The sequence below is a fragment of the Hymenobacter profundi genome, assembly GCF_019334315.1.
Taxonomy (GTDB): Bacteria; Bacteroidota; Bacteroidia; order Cytophagales; family Hymenobacteraceae; genus Hymenobacter; species Hymenobacter profundi.
On the sequence record NZ_JAHWGL010000031.1, the window covers coordinates 1 to 16,919 of the forward strand.

Sequence of the window (16,919 nt, forward strand, 5' to 3'; positions counted from 1 at the left end):
GGCACTGGCTTGATGCGCCACATGCTCAGGATGACAGATGCTTTGACAGCGCATACCTGTTTCTTACGGCAACAGGCGCAAAACAGCCAACCGGGGCAGGTGCTACCGCTGCGTTACTTGGTAGAGCCGGCCTTTCTCGCTGCTGATGATAAAATCATGATTATTGAGAAACGACAGGGCTTCCACCTGGTTGTCAATGGGTAGGCGCAGCATTTGCTTGGCACCGTCGAACAATCGTTTGCCGTGCTCTCGCTGAAACAGAAACACCCGACCTTGCCCCAGCAGGGCCACCGTGCGGCCATTGGGGCTGAGGTCGGCGGCCGTAATCCAGGTATCGAGCAATAGGCTATCGGCCAGCCGGGCCACGTAGGTGCCGGGGCTAGCAGGCAGCACGTACTGCTTCACCCACAGGTCCTCAGGGCTGCGGTTCTTGGTGAATAGGTAGAGGCTATCCTGCGAGTAATAAAAGGCTTCGCAATCGAAGTTGCGCTGGCTTTTCTTGGGCGGAAACGCCCGCTGATCGGAGTAGGCAAACCGGATGGTATCGACTTGCCGAAAAGTAGGGCCGCTGAGCCGGTAGATAGCCAGGTTGCGGCGCTTGTTCTGGTTGTTGCCGAAGTCGCCCAGGTAGAGGCGCTGCTCGTCGTCGTGGGCTAGGTCTTCCCAGTCGATGTTGGTGAGCGGGGCCAGGTCCAGGGTTTTCAGCAAGTCGCCCTGGCGGGTAATTTGGTAGAGGCGGGAGCTGTTGCCGCCGTCGCTGTGGGTCCACAGGTCGCCTACCTTGTTGGCCGGCGCCAGGCCCGAATTTTCCATCACCTTGCTTTTCGGCAGTCGCCCTACCTGCTCTACGGTATAGCGCTGGCTCACATCCACAAACTCGCCGCGAGTTGATGTTTCACCGCACCCGCTTAGTAGTATACAGGATAGCCCTAGGGAAAATAAAGCGTTGCGAGGAAGGTCGCGCATGGCGTGGTGAGGTACAGAAAGGCAGAATAGTTGCCCCGCATACGTAGACCGTGCCAGCGCAGATGCTCCCATTGCACCTAGAGACGCAGGTAAGGCAAGAGCTTCTCATACGTGGCCTCGTCCAAAATGCGAATCTGGCGCAGGTCGGCGGCCTGGCGGAAGGGGCCGTGCTGCTGGCGGTAGGCCACTACTACCCGCGCCAGGCGCTTGCCCACGTAGGGGTGCGCCTGTAGCAGCTCAAAAGGGGCATTGTTGATGTCGATGGGGGTAGGGGCGAAGCTGCCCGTCACGAAAGTGTATTTGCGCAGGCTATCTACCAGGTCGGGCGCGTCGCGCAGGCTGTAGATTTCGGCCAACTGCCCGGCCCGCACAAAGCCACCCAGCCGCGCCCGGTACTCCACCACTCGCGCCGACAATCCCCGCCCGATGCCGCGAATCTGCATGAGCTGGGTGGTATCGGCCGTGTTCAGATCGAAGGCCGCCAGGTGGGTAGGCTTGCGCGGAAACTTGCTGGCAGGGTAGGGCGCCCGCTCCGGAAATTTCCGGTCGAAGGCTTTTCCCCGGTTGGCGTAGGCACCGCGGGCGGGCAGCGTTTCGGGTAGCTGCATGTAGGGCGCCAACCGCTGGTACACCGAATCGGGCAGGCCGTAGGTGCGCTGGATTTGCTCCTTGGCTTTAAAGCCGCCTATTACGTCGCGAAAATGCACCAGGCGCTCGGCTAGAAAGTGGCGCAGGCCGCGGGCTTCCCAGTCGCGGGCCGTCAGGGCATTAGGATCGAAGGGGGCCAGCGCCACCTGGGGCACTACGGGGTAGCGGCTGGGGTAGGCGCGGCGGGCGTAGCGGGCGGCTTCGGGCTGGCGCCGGGCGGCCAGCTCAGTGGTCAGTTGATCGAGTTGGCGTTGGTCGGCCGCTGGGTTGTAGTGGGGTAGGGCGGGCCGTAGCAGCATCGGCACAAACAACCATGCCAGCAGCAGCAATAGCAGGACCAGAAAGCCAGAGGTTTCGCGGCGCGAAAAGCCAAAGTAGCGCCGCACGAGTGTAGGCAGCCAGGCAGCACGTTTGCGTGGGGTAGAAGCGGGCTTAAGGCCGGGCATAGAGTTATAGCTTAGCGATAGAGCATGAAGGCAATAGCCAGAGAATGATTATCTAAAATCGGGCCGTGGCAACTATGCAGGCGCGGAAACCCGCCCGCATAGTTGCCTCTACGCCCCCGCTGCCGTATCATTACTGTTTCTTCCGATGTTCCTTCCCGAAGCCAGCCTCCGGCCACCGCCCGCTATGAGCCAGCCCGCTACCCGCACCACCGACTTCCTCGACCAGCTCACGGCCGATCTGCGCGCCTTACAGGACACCGTAGCGCAGGATTTTCGGCCCCTCACCGACGACCAGCTGAACCGTCGGCCCGGCCCTGGCAAGTGGAGCGTAGGGCAGTGTCTGGAGCATCTCAACATCATTGGAGGCCTCTACCTGCCTGTTATAGCGCACAAGCTGCAACAGGCCCAAACCCGCACCTCCCGCCCCGCCGACACCGTGAAGCGCGGCCTGGTAGGACGCCGCCTCACCGAGGCCATGCGCGTGCCGGCCAGCGAAAAAGCCACCAAAACGCCCCAGCAGTACGCGCCCAGCGGCTCCCGCCTGCCGCGCACGGTAATAGAAGTGTTCAACCGGCAGGCCGATGAGCTGCTGACGCTGCTGCAACAGGCGCGCGAAGTCAACATCAACTCCATCCGCATCCCCAACGTGGTAATCCCGTTGCTGCGCCTGCGTCTCACCGATCAGCTGGAGCTGCTGGTGGTGCATGCCCAACGCCACATTGCCCAGGCCGAGCGCGTGCTAGAAGGCGGCAAATAGGATACAGTAGAACGGCAAGCTGAGCTTGCCGTTCTACTGTATCAAAAACAAAATGAGTAGCGTCGTATGGAATCCGACCAGGTTCTGCATCTGAAATGCATAAACTTGTTCCGCTTTCCGTTTCTGCCTTATGCGCTACTTTCTGCTGCTCACGCTTGGCCTGTTGCTGATGTTTACTGCCGGCTCCTCCGCCCTCACGTCGCCTCCCGATGGCCCCAACCCAAAGAAATGGCAGCAGATTGATGCGCTGCTGAAGAAAGACCAAACCACCTCGGCTGGTAAGCTGGTAGAGGAAATTTATCAGCAAGCCCGCCGCCAACAAGACACGCCCGAGTACCTGCGCTCCCTGCTCTACAAGCTGCGCATCCTGGAAGAAAAAGAGGAAAACGCCGACGAAAAGGCCATTGCCTTAGTCGAAAAAGACCTGCAAACGGCTAAGTTTCCAGCCCGGCCTATTTTGCACTCCTTGCTGGCTCAGCTCTACGCCAGCTACTACCAGGAGCACCGCTACCAGCTCTACGACCGCACGCCCGGCGCCGCCCAAACCGACAGCCTCGCCACCTGGGACGCTGCCCGCCTCGGCAGCGCCATCATCACGCATTATCGGGTTTCTGTTGAAGATGAGCCGCAGCGTCAGCAGCAATTACAGCTTGCCAAGCTCGGCTACGCCATTCGCGGCGGCGACACCGAAGGCCGTGCCCTACGCCCTACCCTCTACGACTTACTGGCCCACCGCGCCGTAGATGGTCTCAAAAACGACGAGTTCTACGTAACGCGTCCCGCCGAGCAGTTCGAGTTGAAGAACCCGGCCCTGCTCAGCCCTGCCGCCGATTTTGCCCGCCTACCCCTGCAAGCGCCCAAAGCCGACTCGCTCAACGGCCAGTTTCACGCGCTACGGGTGTTGCAGCAGCTCACGCAGTTCCGCCTCACCGATACCAAAAACCAAGCGGCCTTGGCCGATGTGGATTTGCAGCGCATGCGCTTCGTGTGGCAGCACGCCGCGTTTGCTGCCAAAGATTCGCTTTACCGGACAGCCTTGCTACGCGACGCTGAAGCGCACCGGGCGCTGCCCATTAGCACGGAATTCCTGGTAACTGCGGCCGATAACTTGGAAGAAACCCAGCCGGCGCAAGCCCGCGAGCTAGCATTGCAGGCCGAAAAGCAATTTCCGAAGTCACGCGGGGGGCAGTTGGCGCGGGCGTTGCGGCAGCGCATTGAGCAGGTAACGGTAGGCTTCACCACCGAAGAGGTAGTGCTTCCTAACCAGCCTTGGCTGCTGAAACTAGATGTGCGCAACACGCAGCGCCTCTACGCCACTGCCTACCGCGTAAGCAGCGCCTACCACCTACGCCTGTCGGAGCCGGATAATTCAGACAAAGTATTCAACTTCCAGAAAACTTTTGCCCGCGCCTTGGCCAGCAAGCCCGCTGCTACTTGGACGCTCAATCTATCTACCCCAGCCGACTACCGCGCCCACACGGTGCAGCACGCTGGGCCAGCCCTACCGCTGGGTTATTATATCATCCTGCTCAGCACTAGTCCTGATAACCCCGCCCAGGAGCGTCCGAACGTCGTAACGGCCCGGGCTTTTTTGAGTGTGAGTGAGTTGAGCCAGGTGCACCGCAGCGCGGCCTCAGGAACAGAGCTGCTGGTGCTGCACCGCCAGAGCGGCAATGCGCTGTCTGGCGTGCGAGTGCTACCCCTATTTCAGTACTACGATCAGAAAGCCCGTCAGCAAAAGCAGCGGCAAGGCCTTGCCCTCACCACTACCGCCGACGGCTCGGTGCAAATTGCACTGGCCGCGCAAGCCACCGATAATACCCGCCTGCAACACGTGTTCCTCACGCGTGGTGCCGATTCGTTGCTGGTAGAAAACCTAAACGGCTACTACTATCCACGTCGGGCTAGCACACCTGAGGTAGAGAAACCCCAACGCCGCACCTTCCTCTACACCGACCGCGCCATTTACCGGCCCGGCCAGACAGTCTATTTTAAAGGAATCCTAACAGAAAGCCGCGCCGGCAAAAATCAGTTGCTGACGAGCCAGCCCGTAACCGTACGCCTGCGCGACGTGAACGGCCAGACCGTGCAAACGTTCAACTTCACCACGTCCGATTTCGGCTCCTTCCACGGCTCGGTGGTGCTACCCACCGGGCTGCTCAATGGCGAAATGGCCCTGGATACTGACCACGGTAGCGTGGCGTTTTCGGTGGAAGATTACAAGCGTCCTACCTTCCAGGTGACGTTTGCGCCGGTGCAGGGTACGCCCGTACTAGGGCAACAAGTAACGGTGCGCGGCACGGCCACGGCCTACGCCGGCCAAGCAATTGACGGGGCTGCGGTGCAGTATCGCGTGGTGAGGCGCACGGTGTGGCCACTGTTTGGGCGTGGCTACGGCCGACCCATATACCCCAATGGCGGCGCCGAAGTGGAAATCAGCAATGGCACCGCGCAAACCGATTCAGCGGGTGGTTTCGTGGTGACCTTCACGGCGAAAGGCGAGGTGGCAGGAAGCAACCACCGCGGCCCCTGGCAGCCCGGCTACGTGTTCACCGTGACGGCCGACGTGACGGATGTGGCCGGCGAGACCCGCACCGGCACGCAAACCGTGAGCCTAGGCACCAATGCCCTCACGCTACGCCTAGAGATTCCCGAGCTGCTGAATCGCGAAGACCTGCCTACCCTCCAACTGCTCAGTACCAATGCCACCGGCGAGGCATTGGCTGCCCGCGGTACATGGCGCCTCTACCGCCTCACGCCGCCTACCCGCGCCCTACGCACCCGTGCCTGGGAGCGGCCTGAGCAGGAAGCGTCGAGCCGGGAGGAGTTCAAGCAGAAATTCCCGCTCGACGCCTACGCTCAGGAAGACAACGATAGTACGTGGGTGCGCACGTTGGTAACCACCCAGGAGTTCACCACCGAGCAAAGCCCGTTGCTACCTGCGCTTGCCGCCGAGTTGGCCCGGCAGCAACCCGGTCGCTACCTGCTGCAAGCCACGGCTACCCCCACCACTCAACCTAAGGCTATGGCTGCTACTACCGAGCAGTTCTTCACGTTGTTTTCGGCTAAGAGCTCGGTGCTGCCTGTGCCCACGCCTAATTGGTTTGTGTCGTTACAAGACAGCGTAGCGCCCGGCCAGCCAGCCCGATTCTTAGTAGGCAGCTCCGAGGTCGATGCACGCATCCTACTCGAAGCCGAAGCCAAAGGCGAAACCCTGCGCCGCGAGTGGCTGACGCTATCGGCAGGTGAGCAGCGCGTGGTGGAAATCCCGACCACCGCCGCGCTGGAAGGCACGCAGCTCTACCTGCACCTCACGCAGGTGCGCGACAACCGCCTATACCAGCACAACGCTATCGTGCAGGTAGTTACGCCGCTCGCTCCGCTGAATATCAGCATCGCCACGTTCCGCGACAAGCTCCAACCCGGTGAGAAAGAAACCTGGCGCGTCACGATTCACAACGCCGACGGCAAACCGGCGAAGGCGGAATTGCTGGCTTCGCTCTATGACAAGTCGTTGGATGTATTTCGGATGCACTCGTTCATGGAGCTGGATTTCCCGAAACCTTATTACCAGGCTGTGTTGGCCTGGAACGGGCGGTTTGGGACGACGAACGGGAGTGAATTGTTCAAAGATAGTGAGGAGATAAGCGATACACTTACCTTGTTTTACCCACATTTGAACTGGTGGGGCTACTCTCTAGGCGATGAGGAAAGCGCTAATGACTATTTGTTGGCGCAGCGGAATGGGACAGTGAAGTTCACGTCTCCCGTTGTGAAGCGGGATGAAAAAGTGTTGAGCGGAAGGGTAGCTGGCGTACAAGTGCGCGTCCGCGGCATGTCGTCAGTAGCCGCCGCGGCTCCTATGATGCAAGCTGATGGTAGCGCCCTTAACGAAGTAGTGGTAGTAGGCGGCACGCAGCAACGCACCAGTATAACCGGCGCTGTTACCACAAAAAGTCAGCCTACCCCCGACCTCTCCACCATCCCTACCCGCACTGACTTCCGCGAAACCGCCCTCTGGCTGCCCGACCTGCGCACCAACGATAAAGGCGAAACCGTGCTGGAGTTCCAGATGCCTGAAGCCGTGACGCGCTGGCAGCTCCTGACCCTGGCCCACGACCAGCAGCTACACACCGGCACGCTGGCACGCACCCTCGTCACGCAGAAGCAGTTGCAAGTAACCACCAACGCTCCGCGCTTCTTCCGCCAGGGCGACCAGCTCACGCTCTCGGCCAAAATTAGCAACCTGACGGAGCAGGCGACGAGCGGTAACGCACAGTTGTTCCTACTTGATGCTCGCACCCAACAGCCGCTGAAAGAACTGATTGTGAGCCCGTCGCAGCAGCCGTTCAGCCTGAACGGCAACGCCAGCACGGCCCTTAGTTGGAACATCATTATCCCTGAAACCGCCGAGGGGCAGGTGCCGCTAGAGGCCATTACCTACCGGGTGGTAGCGCAGGGAGAATTAAAAAGTAAGAATGAAGAATTAAAAGGCAGACGAAAAGCTCGCCGAGAAGCCAAAAACCATCAAACCGTATCCGACGGCGAGGAAAACACGCTGCCGGTGCTGCCCAACCGCTTGCTCATCACTGAAAGCCTACCCCTCCCGATAGCCGGCGCGGGCACCAAAACGTTCGACTTGCAGAAGCTGACGAATACCACCTCGCCTACGCGGCGTAACTACTCGCTCACGCTGGAAATGACGCAGAATCCGGCTTGGTATGCCGTGCAGGCACTACCCTACCTCATGGAGTACCCCTACGAGTGCTCGGAGCAGGTGTTCAGCCGCCTCTACTCCAACCTGCTGGCGGCCAGTATTCTGAAGCAGAACCCGCGCATCAAACCAGTGCTGGCCGAGTGGCAGCGCGCCGCCCAAAGCGGCGACAAGCAGGCTCTCACCAGCAAGCTCGAACAAAACCAGGAGCTGAAAGCCCTGCTGTTGCAAGAAACGCCTTGGGTGCGCGACGCCCAGACCGACACCGAGCGCATGCGTCGCCTCGCCGAGCTGTTCGACGAGTCCCGCCTGCAAGCCGAAACCACCCGCGCCCTGGCCAAGCTGGCCCAAATGCAGCTACCCGATGGCGCGTTTCCATGGTTCGAGAAGATGCCCGCCGACCGCTACATCACACAGCTCATTGTGGCCGGGTTTGGCAAGCTACGCAAGCTGAATGCCTTTGACGCCACGCAGAATCCGCAGGGGCAGCAAGTACTCAGTAGGGCGCTGGCCTACCTCGATGGGCAGTTGCAGGAGGATTACGCCGATTTGCGCAAGCAGAAAAACGTTAACCTGAAAGAAAACCATCTGGCCCCTACCCAGGTGCAGGCGCTGTACGCCCGCAGCTTCTGGCCGAAACCAGCCGTAGCCAAAGCCGCGCAGTCGGCCGCGGCCTACTACCAGGAGCAGGTAGCGGCCTTCTGGCCCCAGCAGAACCGCTACCTGCAAGGCTTGGCGGCCCTCACGCTGCACCGCGCCGGCAATCAGAAAACAGCGCAGCAGATCATGACGGCCCTCACCGAAAACGCCCTGCACTCGCCCGAATTGGGCATGTACTGGAAAGACGTGCGCGCCGGCTACTACTGGCAGCAGGCCCCCACCGAAACCCAGGCGGCCCTCATAGAAGCCTACGATGAGGTAGCCAAAAATCAACAAGCCGTAAACGAAATAAAGCTGTGGCTGCTCAAGCAGAAGCAAACCCGCAACTGGGAAAGTACCCGCGCCACCGCCGATGCCTGCTACGCCCTGCTGCTGCGCGGCTCCGATTGGCTCACGCCTACCCAGCCCATCCAGGTAACGGTAGGCGGCGAGGCAGTGACACCGAACAAGATGGAAGCCGGCACCGGTTACTTCAAAAACACGTGGCCGGCGGCAGAGGTGAAGCCAGCGCAGGGCCGCGTCACCGTCACAAAACCCGATGCCGGTGTGGCATGGGGCGCGCTTTACTGGCAGTATTTCGAGCAGATCGACAAGATTACGCCGGCTGCTACGGGCTTGCAACTCACGCGCCAGCTGTTTCGGGAGCAGCGCACAGCCGGCGGGCCGGTAGTGGAACCCATCACCGCTACCACGCCCCTGCGGGTAGGCGACGTGCTGGTGGTGCGCCTGGTACTACGCTCCGACCGCGACCTGGAATACGTACACCTAAAGGACCAGCGCGCTGCCGGGCTGGAATTGATGAACCAGCTTTCGGGCTACCAGTACCAGTCGGGGCTGGGTTACTACGAGAACCCGCGCGATGCGGCCACCAACTTCTTCATCAGCTATTTCCCTAAGGGCACGCACACGTTCGAATACCGCCTGCGGGCCGCGCAGGCGGGTAATTTCTCGGGTGGTTTGTCGCAGTTGCAATGCTTGTATGCACCGGAATTTTCGGCTCATTCGGCCGGGCAGCGGGTGCAGATTACACCGCAACGCTAGGTGATCAAACGAGCAAAAAGCAGGGTAATAAATTGAGTATGAAAGTGGTGCTTCAGTTAGAGAAGAGGGGCTTGGCAGGGTTTTGGGTTGTGCGGGGAGCCATTCCATCGTAATTTTGTAGCTTCTTAGGATTTCAAAAGTGATGCTGATGAATAAGAGTCTGATGCTTGCCGGCCTGCTGTTATGCAGCGCGCCGGTACTGGCACAAAGCCCTGTAAAAACAACGTCGGCCCCCGTGCTGGAAGGAAAAGTTGCTGTTCCCGTGTCGCCGGTACTGCCGGGCGAGGAGAACCTGACGGCGCGTGAGCGGGTGGAGCGCGATATGCTGATGCCTACCCGTCGCAGCCGCGCCGCCGCACTACAAACAGCCGAAGAAGTTGAGGAAACCACCACTACGCCCGAAGTGCACGGTCCGGCCGTGCCAGAAGAAGCCCCGGCCGCTCCTGAGCCGGAAGCAAAACCCGCCGCTCCCGCACACCACACCACGTACCATCGTCGGCGTACCAGCTCGGCGCACCGCAGTAGCACTGCTCGTAAGAAAACCACCACGCGCAAAACAACGGTCCATCATACCACCGCACGCAAGCGCCGCCGATAACAGCGTATCAAGTAGATAAACGTATGATAAAACGACGAAGGACGAGCCATTGCGGCTCGTCCTTCGTCGTTTTTAAGCAAGTAGGGTAGGGCGCCTACGCGTCTTGCGGCATGAGGCGTACCACCAGCCCATCAAGGCGGGGCGTGATGCGGATTTGGCACGACAGGCGGCTGGCATCGGTGAGGATGGGTAAAGATTCCAGCATGTACATCTCGTCGTCGCTGGGCTCCAGGAGGGCGGGGCCAGCCAGCACCTCCACGTGGCAGGTGCCGCACAGGGCCATGCCACCACACGTGGCCTGAATGTCGTAGCCGGAAGCCTTCATCACTTCCATCAGGCTCAGGCCCATATCGGTGGGAGCAACAATCTCGGTGCGCTGGCCGGGGGCATCTTCCACATATACCCGGACTTCGGTGGCGTCTAAACTCATAAGGGCGTCGGTTGTAAAACAGAGGGTAGGGGGCGGCTATCCCAGGGGGTAGCTACCCCACAAAGGTAACAGCGGGCGGCGGGTAGCGCCTACGTTGCTGTGTGCACTACCTGCCGCCCGCTGCGAGTTTAACAGTTTAGCCGAAATTATTTGCTGACAGCCACCACTTACAGCGTAGGCACCCCGTTCACAGTGGTGTACTTCAACACATATTTTTTATCGGGGTAGATGTGTTTGTAGGCACCCTGGGCCATGAGAGCCGCTTCATGGAAGCCGCACAAAATTAGCTTTAGCTTGCCAGGGTAGGTGTTGATGTCGCCGATGGCGAAGATGCCGGGCACGTTGGTAGAATAGTCTAGAGTATCTACTTTCACGGCGTTGTCTTCAATCTCCAATCCCCACTCGCCAATAGGGCCAAGCTTAGGCGTGAGGCCGAACAAAGGCACAAAGGCATCAACCGACACCTGCTCCGGCTCGCCGTTGTTGCCGGTGATGGTCACGTGCGAGAGGCTACCGTTGCCGTGTACGTGGGTCACGTTGCTGCTCAGCACCAGCCGCACTTTGCCGGCTTCGTGCAGATTTTTCACCTTCTCGGCCGAGTCGGCAGCGCCGCGGAAGGTGGTGCCGCGGTGTACCAGCGTTACTTCCTTGGCCACATCGGCCAGGAAAATGGTCCAGTCGAGGGCCGAGTCGCCGCCGCCGGCAATCACCAGGCGCTTGTCGCGGAAGTGCTCGGGGTCGCGCACCATGTAGTACACGCCTTTGCCGCCTTCAAAGCTTTCCAGTGACTCCACGGCCGGTTTGCGCGGCTCAAACGAACCCAGACCGCCCGCAATGGCAATGGCCTTGCAGTGAATATCGTTGCCATCGGTGGTCGTGAGCTGGAAAGAGCCATCGTCGAGCTTCTCGAACTTCTCTACCCGCTCGCCCAGCGTGAAGGTGGGATGGAAGGGGGCAATCTGCTCCATCAGGTTCTGCACCAAATCGCCGGCCAGCACCGACGGGAAGCCGGGGATGTCGTAGATGGGCTTCTTGGGATAAATCTCGGAGAGCTGCCCGCCTACCTGGGGTAGGGCGTCTACTACGTGGCAGCGCAGCTTCAGCAAGCCAGCTTCAAATACAGCAAACAGCCCAACCGGGCCAGCGCCGATAATGCAGATATCGGTGGAAATAGAACTCATCGGGAACAGCGAAAAAAGAGAAAAAACAGCATCCGTTCAGGACGTTATCTTAACAAACAGAAGGCGAAAATCGTTGGCTGAAAACAGCAGATTGCACGTGAAAAACGACAACCGATGCCATCTTGCTACCCTCACTACGAGGTGCCGGCCACAAAGATAGCACCGCCCGCCTTACGCTTCGGCTGGAGCGCGCACTGCCGCCGAGGCCGCATAGGCAGGGCGTACAGGGCGTGCCATGCGGCGGCGCTCCACTACAGTGCCTGCGGCAGCGGGGCGGTGTGTAGCTTTTTGCTTGTGGCGCTTGCCCCACCAGATGTAGAAGCCCGTGACGGGTAGGGTAGCAATCAGCAAGCTAGCCAGAAAGGCGATGATCTTGCCGGGCATCCCAAGGGCCGAGCCCACATGGATGTCGTAATTCATCATCACCAGCAACTCGCCCTTCGGCTTCTCGTGGTAGGTTTCCACTTTCTCGAAGTGTCCCGCCGCCGTGTAGGTCAGTTGGCCGGATTGGTAGCGGTTGTTGCCCAGCGCGGCGCGCAGTACAACCGGCTGTTCGGGAGTAGGCTTGCCCGTCGAAATAGCTTTGGCCTGGGGTAGGCGCTGCCAAGCGTCGCGCAGGGCCGCATCGACGGCCGTGGGGGGTGGGGCCAGTTGGGCCGCTAGCGAGAGGTCGGGCTTGGCGCCTTCTTTGCCGCCTTTCTTGCCCTTGCCACCATGTCCACCAGGAAGTTCGGTCTGGCCGGTGGCTAGGTAGGTGACGCCCTGCTTCATCCAGTTGAACGACCATGTGAGGCCGGTGAGAGCAATAATGAGGGCCACCAGCGTAAGATAGAAGCCCATGGTATTGTGCAAATCGTAGTTTAGGCGCTTGCGGGTGGCATTCCACTTCACCGTAAAGCGCTGCTTGCGGGCGGCTTTGTTTTTGGGCCACCACAGCACCAACCCCGAAAGGAGCAGGAATACAAAAATCAGGGTGCTCCACCCCACAATGTATTCGCCGGTAGTGCCCAGCCACAGGCCCCAATGCAGCCATTTCACTACCTGGAAGAACTCGTACTTATTATCGAGCACGCCGTTCACCTGGCCGGTGTAGGGGTTCACGTACACCGTGCGGTGGTACTCAATCATGCTCCCGAAGTAGGGCTGCCCGGCGTTGCCCTTGTAGGTCATAAACGTCCAGGCGCGGGTAGGGTCGCTGTAGGTGGTGCCGTTTTGCAGCGGCTTATCGGGTCCAAGAGCCGCTTGCGCTTTCTCCCACACCACGCTCAGCGGCAACGGCTGGGCCTGGGCGGGCGCCTCTACGCGCACCAAATCCTGGTGCAGGACGTCAAAAAGCTCCTTCTGAAACACATAGATGCAGCCAGTGAGAGCCACAATAAACACCACGAGCCCGGACGAGAGCCCGAGCCAGAGGTGCAGCTTACCGACGAGTTTCTTGAACGTCATGCGCTGGGAGGTTAGCGGTTAGAAGTTGTAGCCAATGTTCAGGCGGAAATTGGTGGGTGCCTCGGCCTGCCAGGAGTAGAAGGCTCCCGTGCGGGCGGTACCCGCGTAGTAGCTGGCGCCGCTGTAGTTATAGCGGTTGGTGAGGTTGTTCACCAGTAGGTTCACGTTCATGCGCTCGTTCTGCCATGAGATGCCGCCATCTAGCCGGAAGTAGTTGTCGGGTAGCAGCAGGCCCACACCACCCAGACCGGCGTAACGGTCGAGCTGCCACTGATAGCCACCCGAGAGGCCAAAGCCGCGCAGGGCGCCCTGCTGAAAGCGGTAGGTGAGCCAGCCGTTGTTGGTGTGCTTGGCCGCGCCGCCCAGCTTGCGGCCCTGGTTGCTGGGCGCCACAATGTCGCCGGCAGTGTTGCGGCGCGGGTTGTCCTTGGTTACCTCCGGGTCCAGGTAGGCGTAGTTCAGCACCACATTGAGGCCGGGTAGCAACTCACCAGTCAAGTCAACTTCAACGCCCCGCGAGCGAACTTCGCCTACCTGAATCTGTGAGTTGAGGTTGCGCTCCAGGTTTGCCCTATTGTTATCAGGCGCCAGCACATTAGTTTTGGTGATGTTGAAGGCCGTCACGGTCGACGAGAAACGACCTTCCATCCAGTCACGCTTCACGCCTACCTCGGTGTTGCGGCCGCGCTGCGGGTCGAAGGGCACGTTGTTGACATCAACTCCCGCCACTGGGATAAACGACTGGTCGTAGAGGGCATACACGGAAGTGCTAGGGGCCACTGTGGCGCTCAGGCCCACGCGGGGCGTCACTACATCGTCCTGTGCGCGGGAGCGCACGTTGTAGTTATTAGAGTAGCGAGCGGCCAGCGTCAGACGCAGGCGGTTATCGAAGAAGCCCAGCTCATCCTGCACATAAGCGCCGGCGTAGCGGAGGTATCCTTTATAAGGTCCGCTGCGGCTCAGGCTCTGCGAACGATTGGGAGTGCCCAGGGTAGCAGGCGCCGAGGTAGGGTATTGCGTGTAGGTAGGGTCGTCCAGACGGTTGAGGTCAAGGGCCATGGTGCCGTACAAGGCGAAATCGGCGTCGTACGATTTGTTCGAGGCATCGAAGCCCACAATAACGCGGTGCTGAACCGGGCCGGTCGTCACGTTGCCGTTCACAAATACTTGGCCCAGCGTGCTGGTGTTGTCTACGTCGTAGGAGCTCACAGAGCGTTGCAGTACATTCGGGCCAATCAGGCGCTTGGAGCGGGTAGGGGTAGCTACAAAGGAGCTATCAGCCACCCACGTCGACAGGCCGCGCATCTTGTAGGAGAGGTAGGAAACCTGGCCCGTTACTTTCCAGTTATCATTGAAACGGTGCTCTACAGTGAAGAAAGAGCTGTGGTCGTTCACGTTCGATTTGCCCATCAGCGGGTCGTATACCGATACGTTGCGCGACACGGATTTGAAGCCGTCGGGCGAGAACAGGTAATTGCCGGCTTGCGAAAACTGCGAGCGTTGGTAAGTGTATTGAGCCGTGATGGTGGTACGCTCGTCGAGCAGGTAGCGCAGCGAAGGCGCCAAGACCACGCGGTTGTTGAACTCGTAGCCGGCGTAAGAGTCGCTGGTCTGACCCATCAGGTTCAGGCGGTATTGCAGCTTGCCATCGTTGCTGAGCTTGCCGTCGATGTCGGTGGTAGCGCGGTACGTGCCGAAGCTGCCCAGCGTGAGGCCCACCGATTTGCGGCCTGTGCCGGTAGGCGTTTTAGTGACCACGTTATAAAAACCACCGGGCTCGGTATTCGCCATCAGAAATCCGCCGGGGCCCTTCACAAACTCAATCCGGTCCACAAACGACATATCCTCCATCAGCGGCCCGAAGTAGTTGCCCACATTCATGCCGTTGCGCAGCGAACCGAAACCCGAGTTGAACCCACGAATGGTGATGCGAGCGTACACATTATTCCAGTGGCCAGGTGCAATCACGCCGCTCACGTTGCGCGTTACGCCTTCCGTAGGATTAAAAATCTGCTGATCGGCGAGCAGTTTGCTGGTTACTACTTGAATGTTTTGTGGCGCCTCAATAAGCGGTTCGCCCAGGCGTAGCGATTCAGATGCTTGTTTTCGGTTGTAGCGGTCGTGCTCGCCCGTTACCACTACCTCCTGCAAGCGCTGATTCGATGGGTTCAGCACGAAGTTGGCCGTCACTGTCTGGTCAGCGGATACCGTTACCACGCGCTCCTGCGTTACAAAACCTACCATACGCACCCCCAGGGTATAGGTGCCGGGCACAATATTTCCAATCCGGAAATCTCCGTTGGCATCAGTAGCCATACCCAGCGACGTGCCTTGTAGCCCTACCGAAACGCCGGCTGTAGGCTGGCCGTTGCCATCGGTAATGCGGCCCTGAACAGTACCCTGTTGCGCAGTAGCGATGAAACTACTGCTAAGCAGCAAAACAAAAACGCAGAAAGCGCGACACAAAGAGGGAAATGGTATGCTCATAGAGTAAACGGTAGGCGAATGATACCGCAAAGCTACAAGCTGGATTTTATTTATTTATACTTAGTCTAATTATAAATAGATGTACACTGTCTCAATCAATGTCAGGCTATACTGCATCATGCTGATAAACAGATGAATTGCGTTCAGCTTGCAGCATACAAGAAATTTTGTTAGAGAAGCTATGACGATCAAGCAGTAGATTGAATGTGCCATGGCAATGCATATCTGGCTGGACGGACAATCGTTGTTAGCCATACTAGCAACGGTGCAAAGCTGTATGCTGGACCTCAACGTGGAAGTTCTGTTCCTGGATACTCGCTACACCTACCCTATGCAAACCCAGACAAAAGTAAAGTGCTGCCTAAGCCTGCTTTAGAAGCGCCCATAGCGCCGTCTGCGTAGGTAGTAAGCCGGGTAGGGAGTATGGGAGATGTAGTATACAGCATAACGAAAAAGGCCCTCAGAGTAATCTGAGGGCCTTTTCTTGTGGTCGCGTAGGGAGTCGAACCCCAAACCTCCTGATTCGTAGTCAGGTGCTCTATCCAGTTGAGCTACGCGACCGTTTTTCTGTTACGGTGTGCAAAGATAACAGCAGAATTTCCCGGAAAACAAGCCGCGTGACATTTTAAAGACGAAAAAACGCAAGAAAATGTGCAAGCAACTGATTTTCAGATTTAATAATTTTCGTGTTTTTCCACCTGCCGGTCCAAAGCACGCTGCACGGCCCGGTTGAAAACGTAGTAGAGACCCAGTGCAGCTACAGCCAGCAGCACCAGCACCAGTACTTTGCCAGTGGTGCCCGTATCAGGATTGTGGAGCAGCGACAGCGCATCCTGGGCCTGTGTGCCTATCCAGTAAAAAAACAGGCTGCGCGGCAGCATGCCCAACACACTGGCGCCCAAAAATCGGGTGCGGTCCACTCCCAAGATAGCCAGCACGAACGTCATCAGGGCGAAGGGTAGGACGGGCGCCAAGCGCACCAACAGAATCAGCTGCCAGCTTTGGTGGCGCAGCTCCTGCATAATAGCTTCGGCCTTCGGGAAAGAGTGTACGAAGCGGAGCAACTTTCCCTGGTCGAGGCGAGTGGCCAACTCGTAGCCCAGCAGCGCCGCCAGCGCATACGCTATAATGGTGCCCGGCAGCCCAGCCCAACCCAGGAAGAAACCTGTGAGCAGCACTGCCACTGTGGAGTGCACCAGCGAAAATGCCAGCACGAACACCATCAGCCCAAAGTACAGCAGCATTTGGGGTAGGGTGAGGTCGCGCAGCAAATTTTGGTGCTCGTAGAGCAAGTAAGTAACGGTCGAGCTACCTACAATGGGTAGCACCACCAGCAGAAACATAGACAGGAGTGAGGACGCGTTGGTCCGAAACAACGCTTTTAGAGTGGAGAGCATAGACAAAGAAAAACAGGCTAGTGAAACGACAGCCTGTTTGCTCTTACGGATTTGGCACGCGGTAGTCGTAGCAAATCTGAAACGCGGCTGAATAGGTATGGGCAGGCATCGTTTGGTAACAAGACGGCGCGCAGGGTAGTTAGTATAT

General features: G+C 59.0%; 10 protein-coding genes and 1 tRNA gene. 3 read left to right on the top strand and 8 right to left on the bottom strand.

From position 1 onward, the window contains the following. Positions 1 to 102: 102 nt before the first annotated feature. Entirely contained in the window at positions 103 to 966 is an 864-nt protein-coding gene (locus KYK14_RS09495; RefSeq protein ID WP_219158636.1) for a hypothetical protein, read from the bottom strand. Between the two features lie 77 nt (positions 967 to 1,043). Then, positions 1,044 to 2,060, bottom strand: coding sequence for a ComEA family DNA-binding protein (locus tag KYK14_RS09500; protein ID WP_219158637.1), 1,017 nt, complete (start codon positions 2,058 to 2,060; stop codon positions 1,044 to 1,046). Positions 2,061 to 2,205: 145 nt separating this feature from the next. Here KYK14_RS09500 and KYK14_RS09505 point away from each other — a divergent pair, with 145 nt between their 5' ends. The 3 genes from KYK14_RS09505 to KYK14_RS09515 all read left to right on the top strand — a co-directional run bounded on the left by KYK14_RS09505 (position 2,206) and on the right by KYK14_RS09515 (position 9,830). Continuing rightward, positions 2,206 to 2,817: a DinB family protein gene (locus KYK14_RS09505; protein ID WP_219158638.1), complete on the top strand. Its 612-nt coding sequence runs from the start codon at positions 2,206 to 2,208 to the stop codon at positions 2,815 to 2,817. A 130-nt stretch (positions 2,818 to 2,947) separates the two neighbouring features. After that, positions 2,948 to 9,232: an alpha-2-macroglobulin family protein gene (locus KYK14_RS09510; RefSeq protein ID WP_219158639.1), complete on the top strand. Its 6,285-nt coding sequence runs from the start codon at positions 2,948 to 2,950 to the stop codon at positions 9,230 to 9,232. Between the two features lie 148 nt (positions 9,233 to 9,380). Further along, positions 9,381 to 9,830, top strand: coding sequence for a hypothetical protein (locus tag KYK14_RS09515; protein WP_219158640.1), 450 nt, complete (start codon positions 9,381 to 9,383; stop codon positions 9,828 to 9,830). 94 nt (positions 9,831 to 9,924) lie between these two features. Here the strand turns inward: KYK14_RS09515 and KYK14_RS09520 are convergent, their stop codons facing one another. The 6 genes from KYK14_RS09520 to KYK14_RS09545 form a co-directional block, all read right to left on the bottom strand. After that, a complete protein-coding gene (locus tag KYK14_RS09520; protein ID WP_185281189.1) occupies positions 9,925 to 10,260 on the bottom strand; it encodes a 2Fe-2S iron-sulfur cluster-binding protein in 336 nt (111 codons plus the stop codon). 167 nt (positions 10,261 to 10,427) lie between these two features. After that, complete coding sequence (locus tag KYK14_RS09525) at positions 10,428 to 11,441, bottom strand: NAD(P)/FAD-dependent oxidoreductase (RefSeq protein ID WP_219158641.1); 1,014 nt, start codon at positions 11,439 to 11,441, stop codon at positions 10,428 to 10,430. Between the two features lie 171 nt (positions 11,442 to 11,612). Next, positions 11,613 to 12,887: a PepSY-associated TM helix domain-containing protein gene (locus KYK14_RS09530; protein WP_219158642.1), complete on the bottom strand. Its 1,275-nt coding sequence runs from the start codon at positions 12,885 to 12,887 to the stop codon at positions 11,613 to 11,615. An 18-nt stretch (positions 12,888 to 12,905) separates the two neighbouring features. Beyond that, complete coding sequence (locus tag KYK14_RS09535; protein ID WP_219158643.1) at positions 12,906 to 15,374, bottom strand: TonB-dependent receptor; 2,469 nt, start codon at positions 15,372 to 15,374, stop codon at positions 12,906 to 12,908. A 487-nt stretch (positions 15,375 to 15,861) separates the two neighbouring features. After that, positions 15,862 to 15,935 (bottom strand) — tRNA-Arg (locus KYK14_RS09540). Between the two features lie 113 nt (positions 15,936 to 16,048). Further along, positions 16,049 to 16,771 carry a TVP38/TMEM64 family protein gene (locus KYK14_RS09545; protein ID WP_219158644.1) on the bottom strand — a complete coding sequence of 241 codons (723 nt, stop codon included), beginning with the start codon at positions 16,769 to 16,771 and terminating at the stop codon, positions 16,049 to 16,051. Positions 16,772 to 16,919 lie beyond the last annotated feature (148 nt).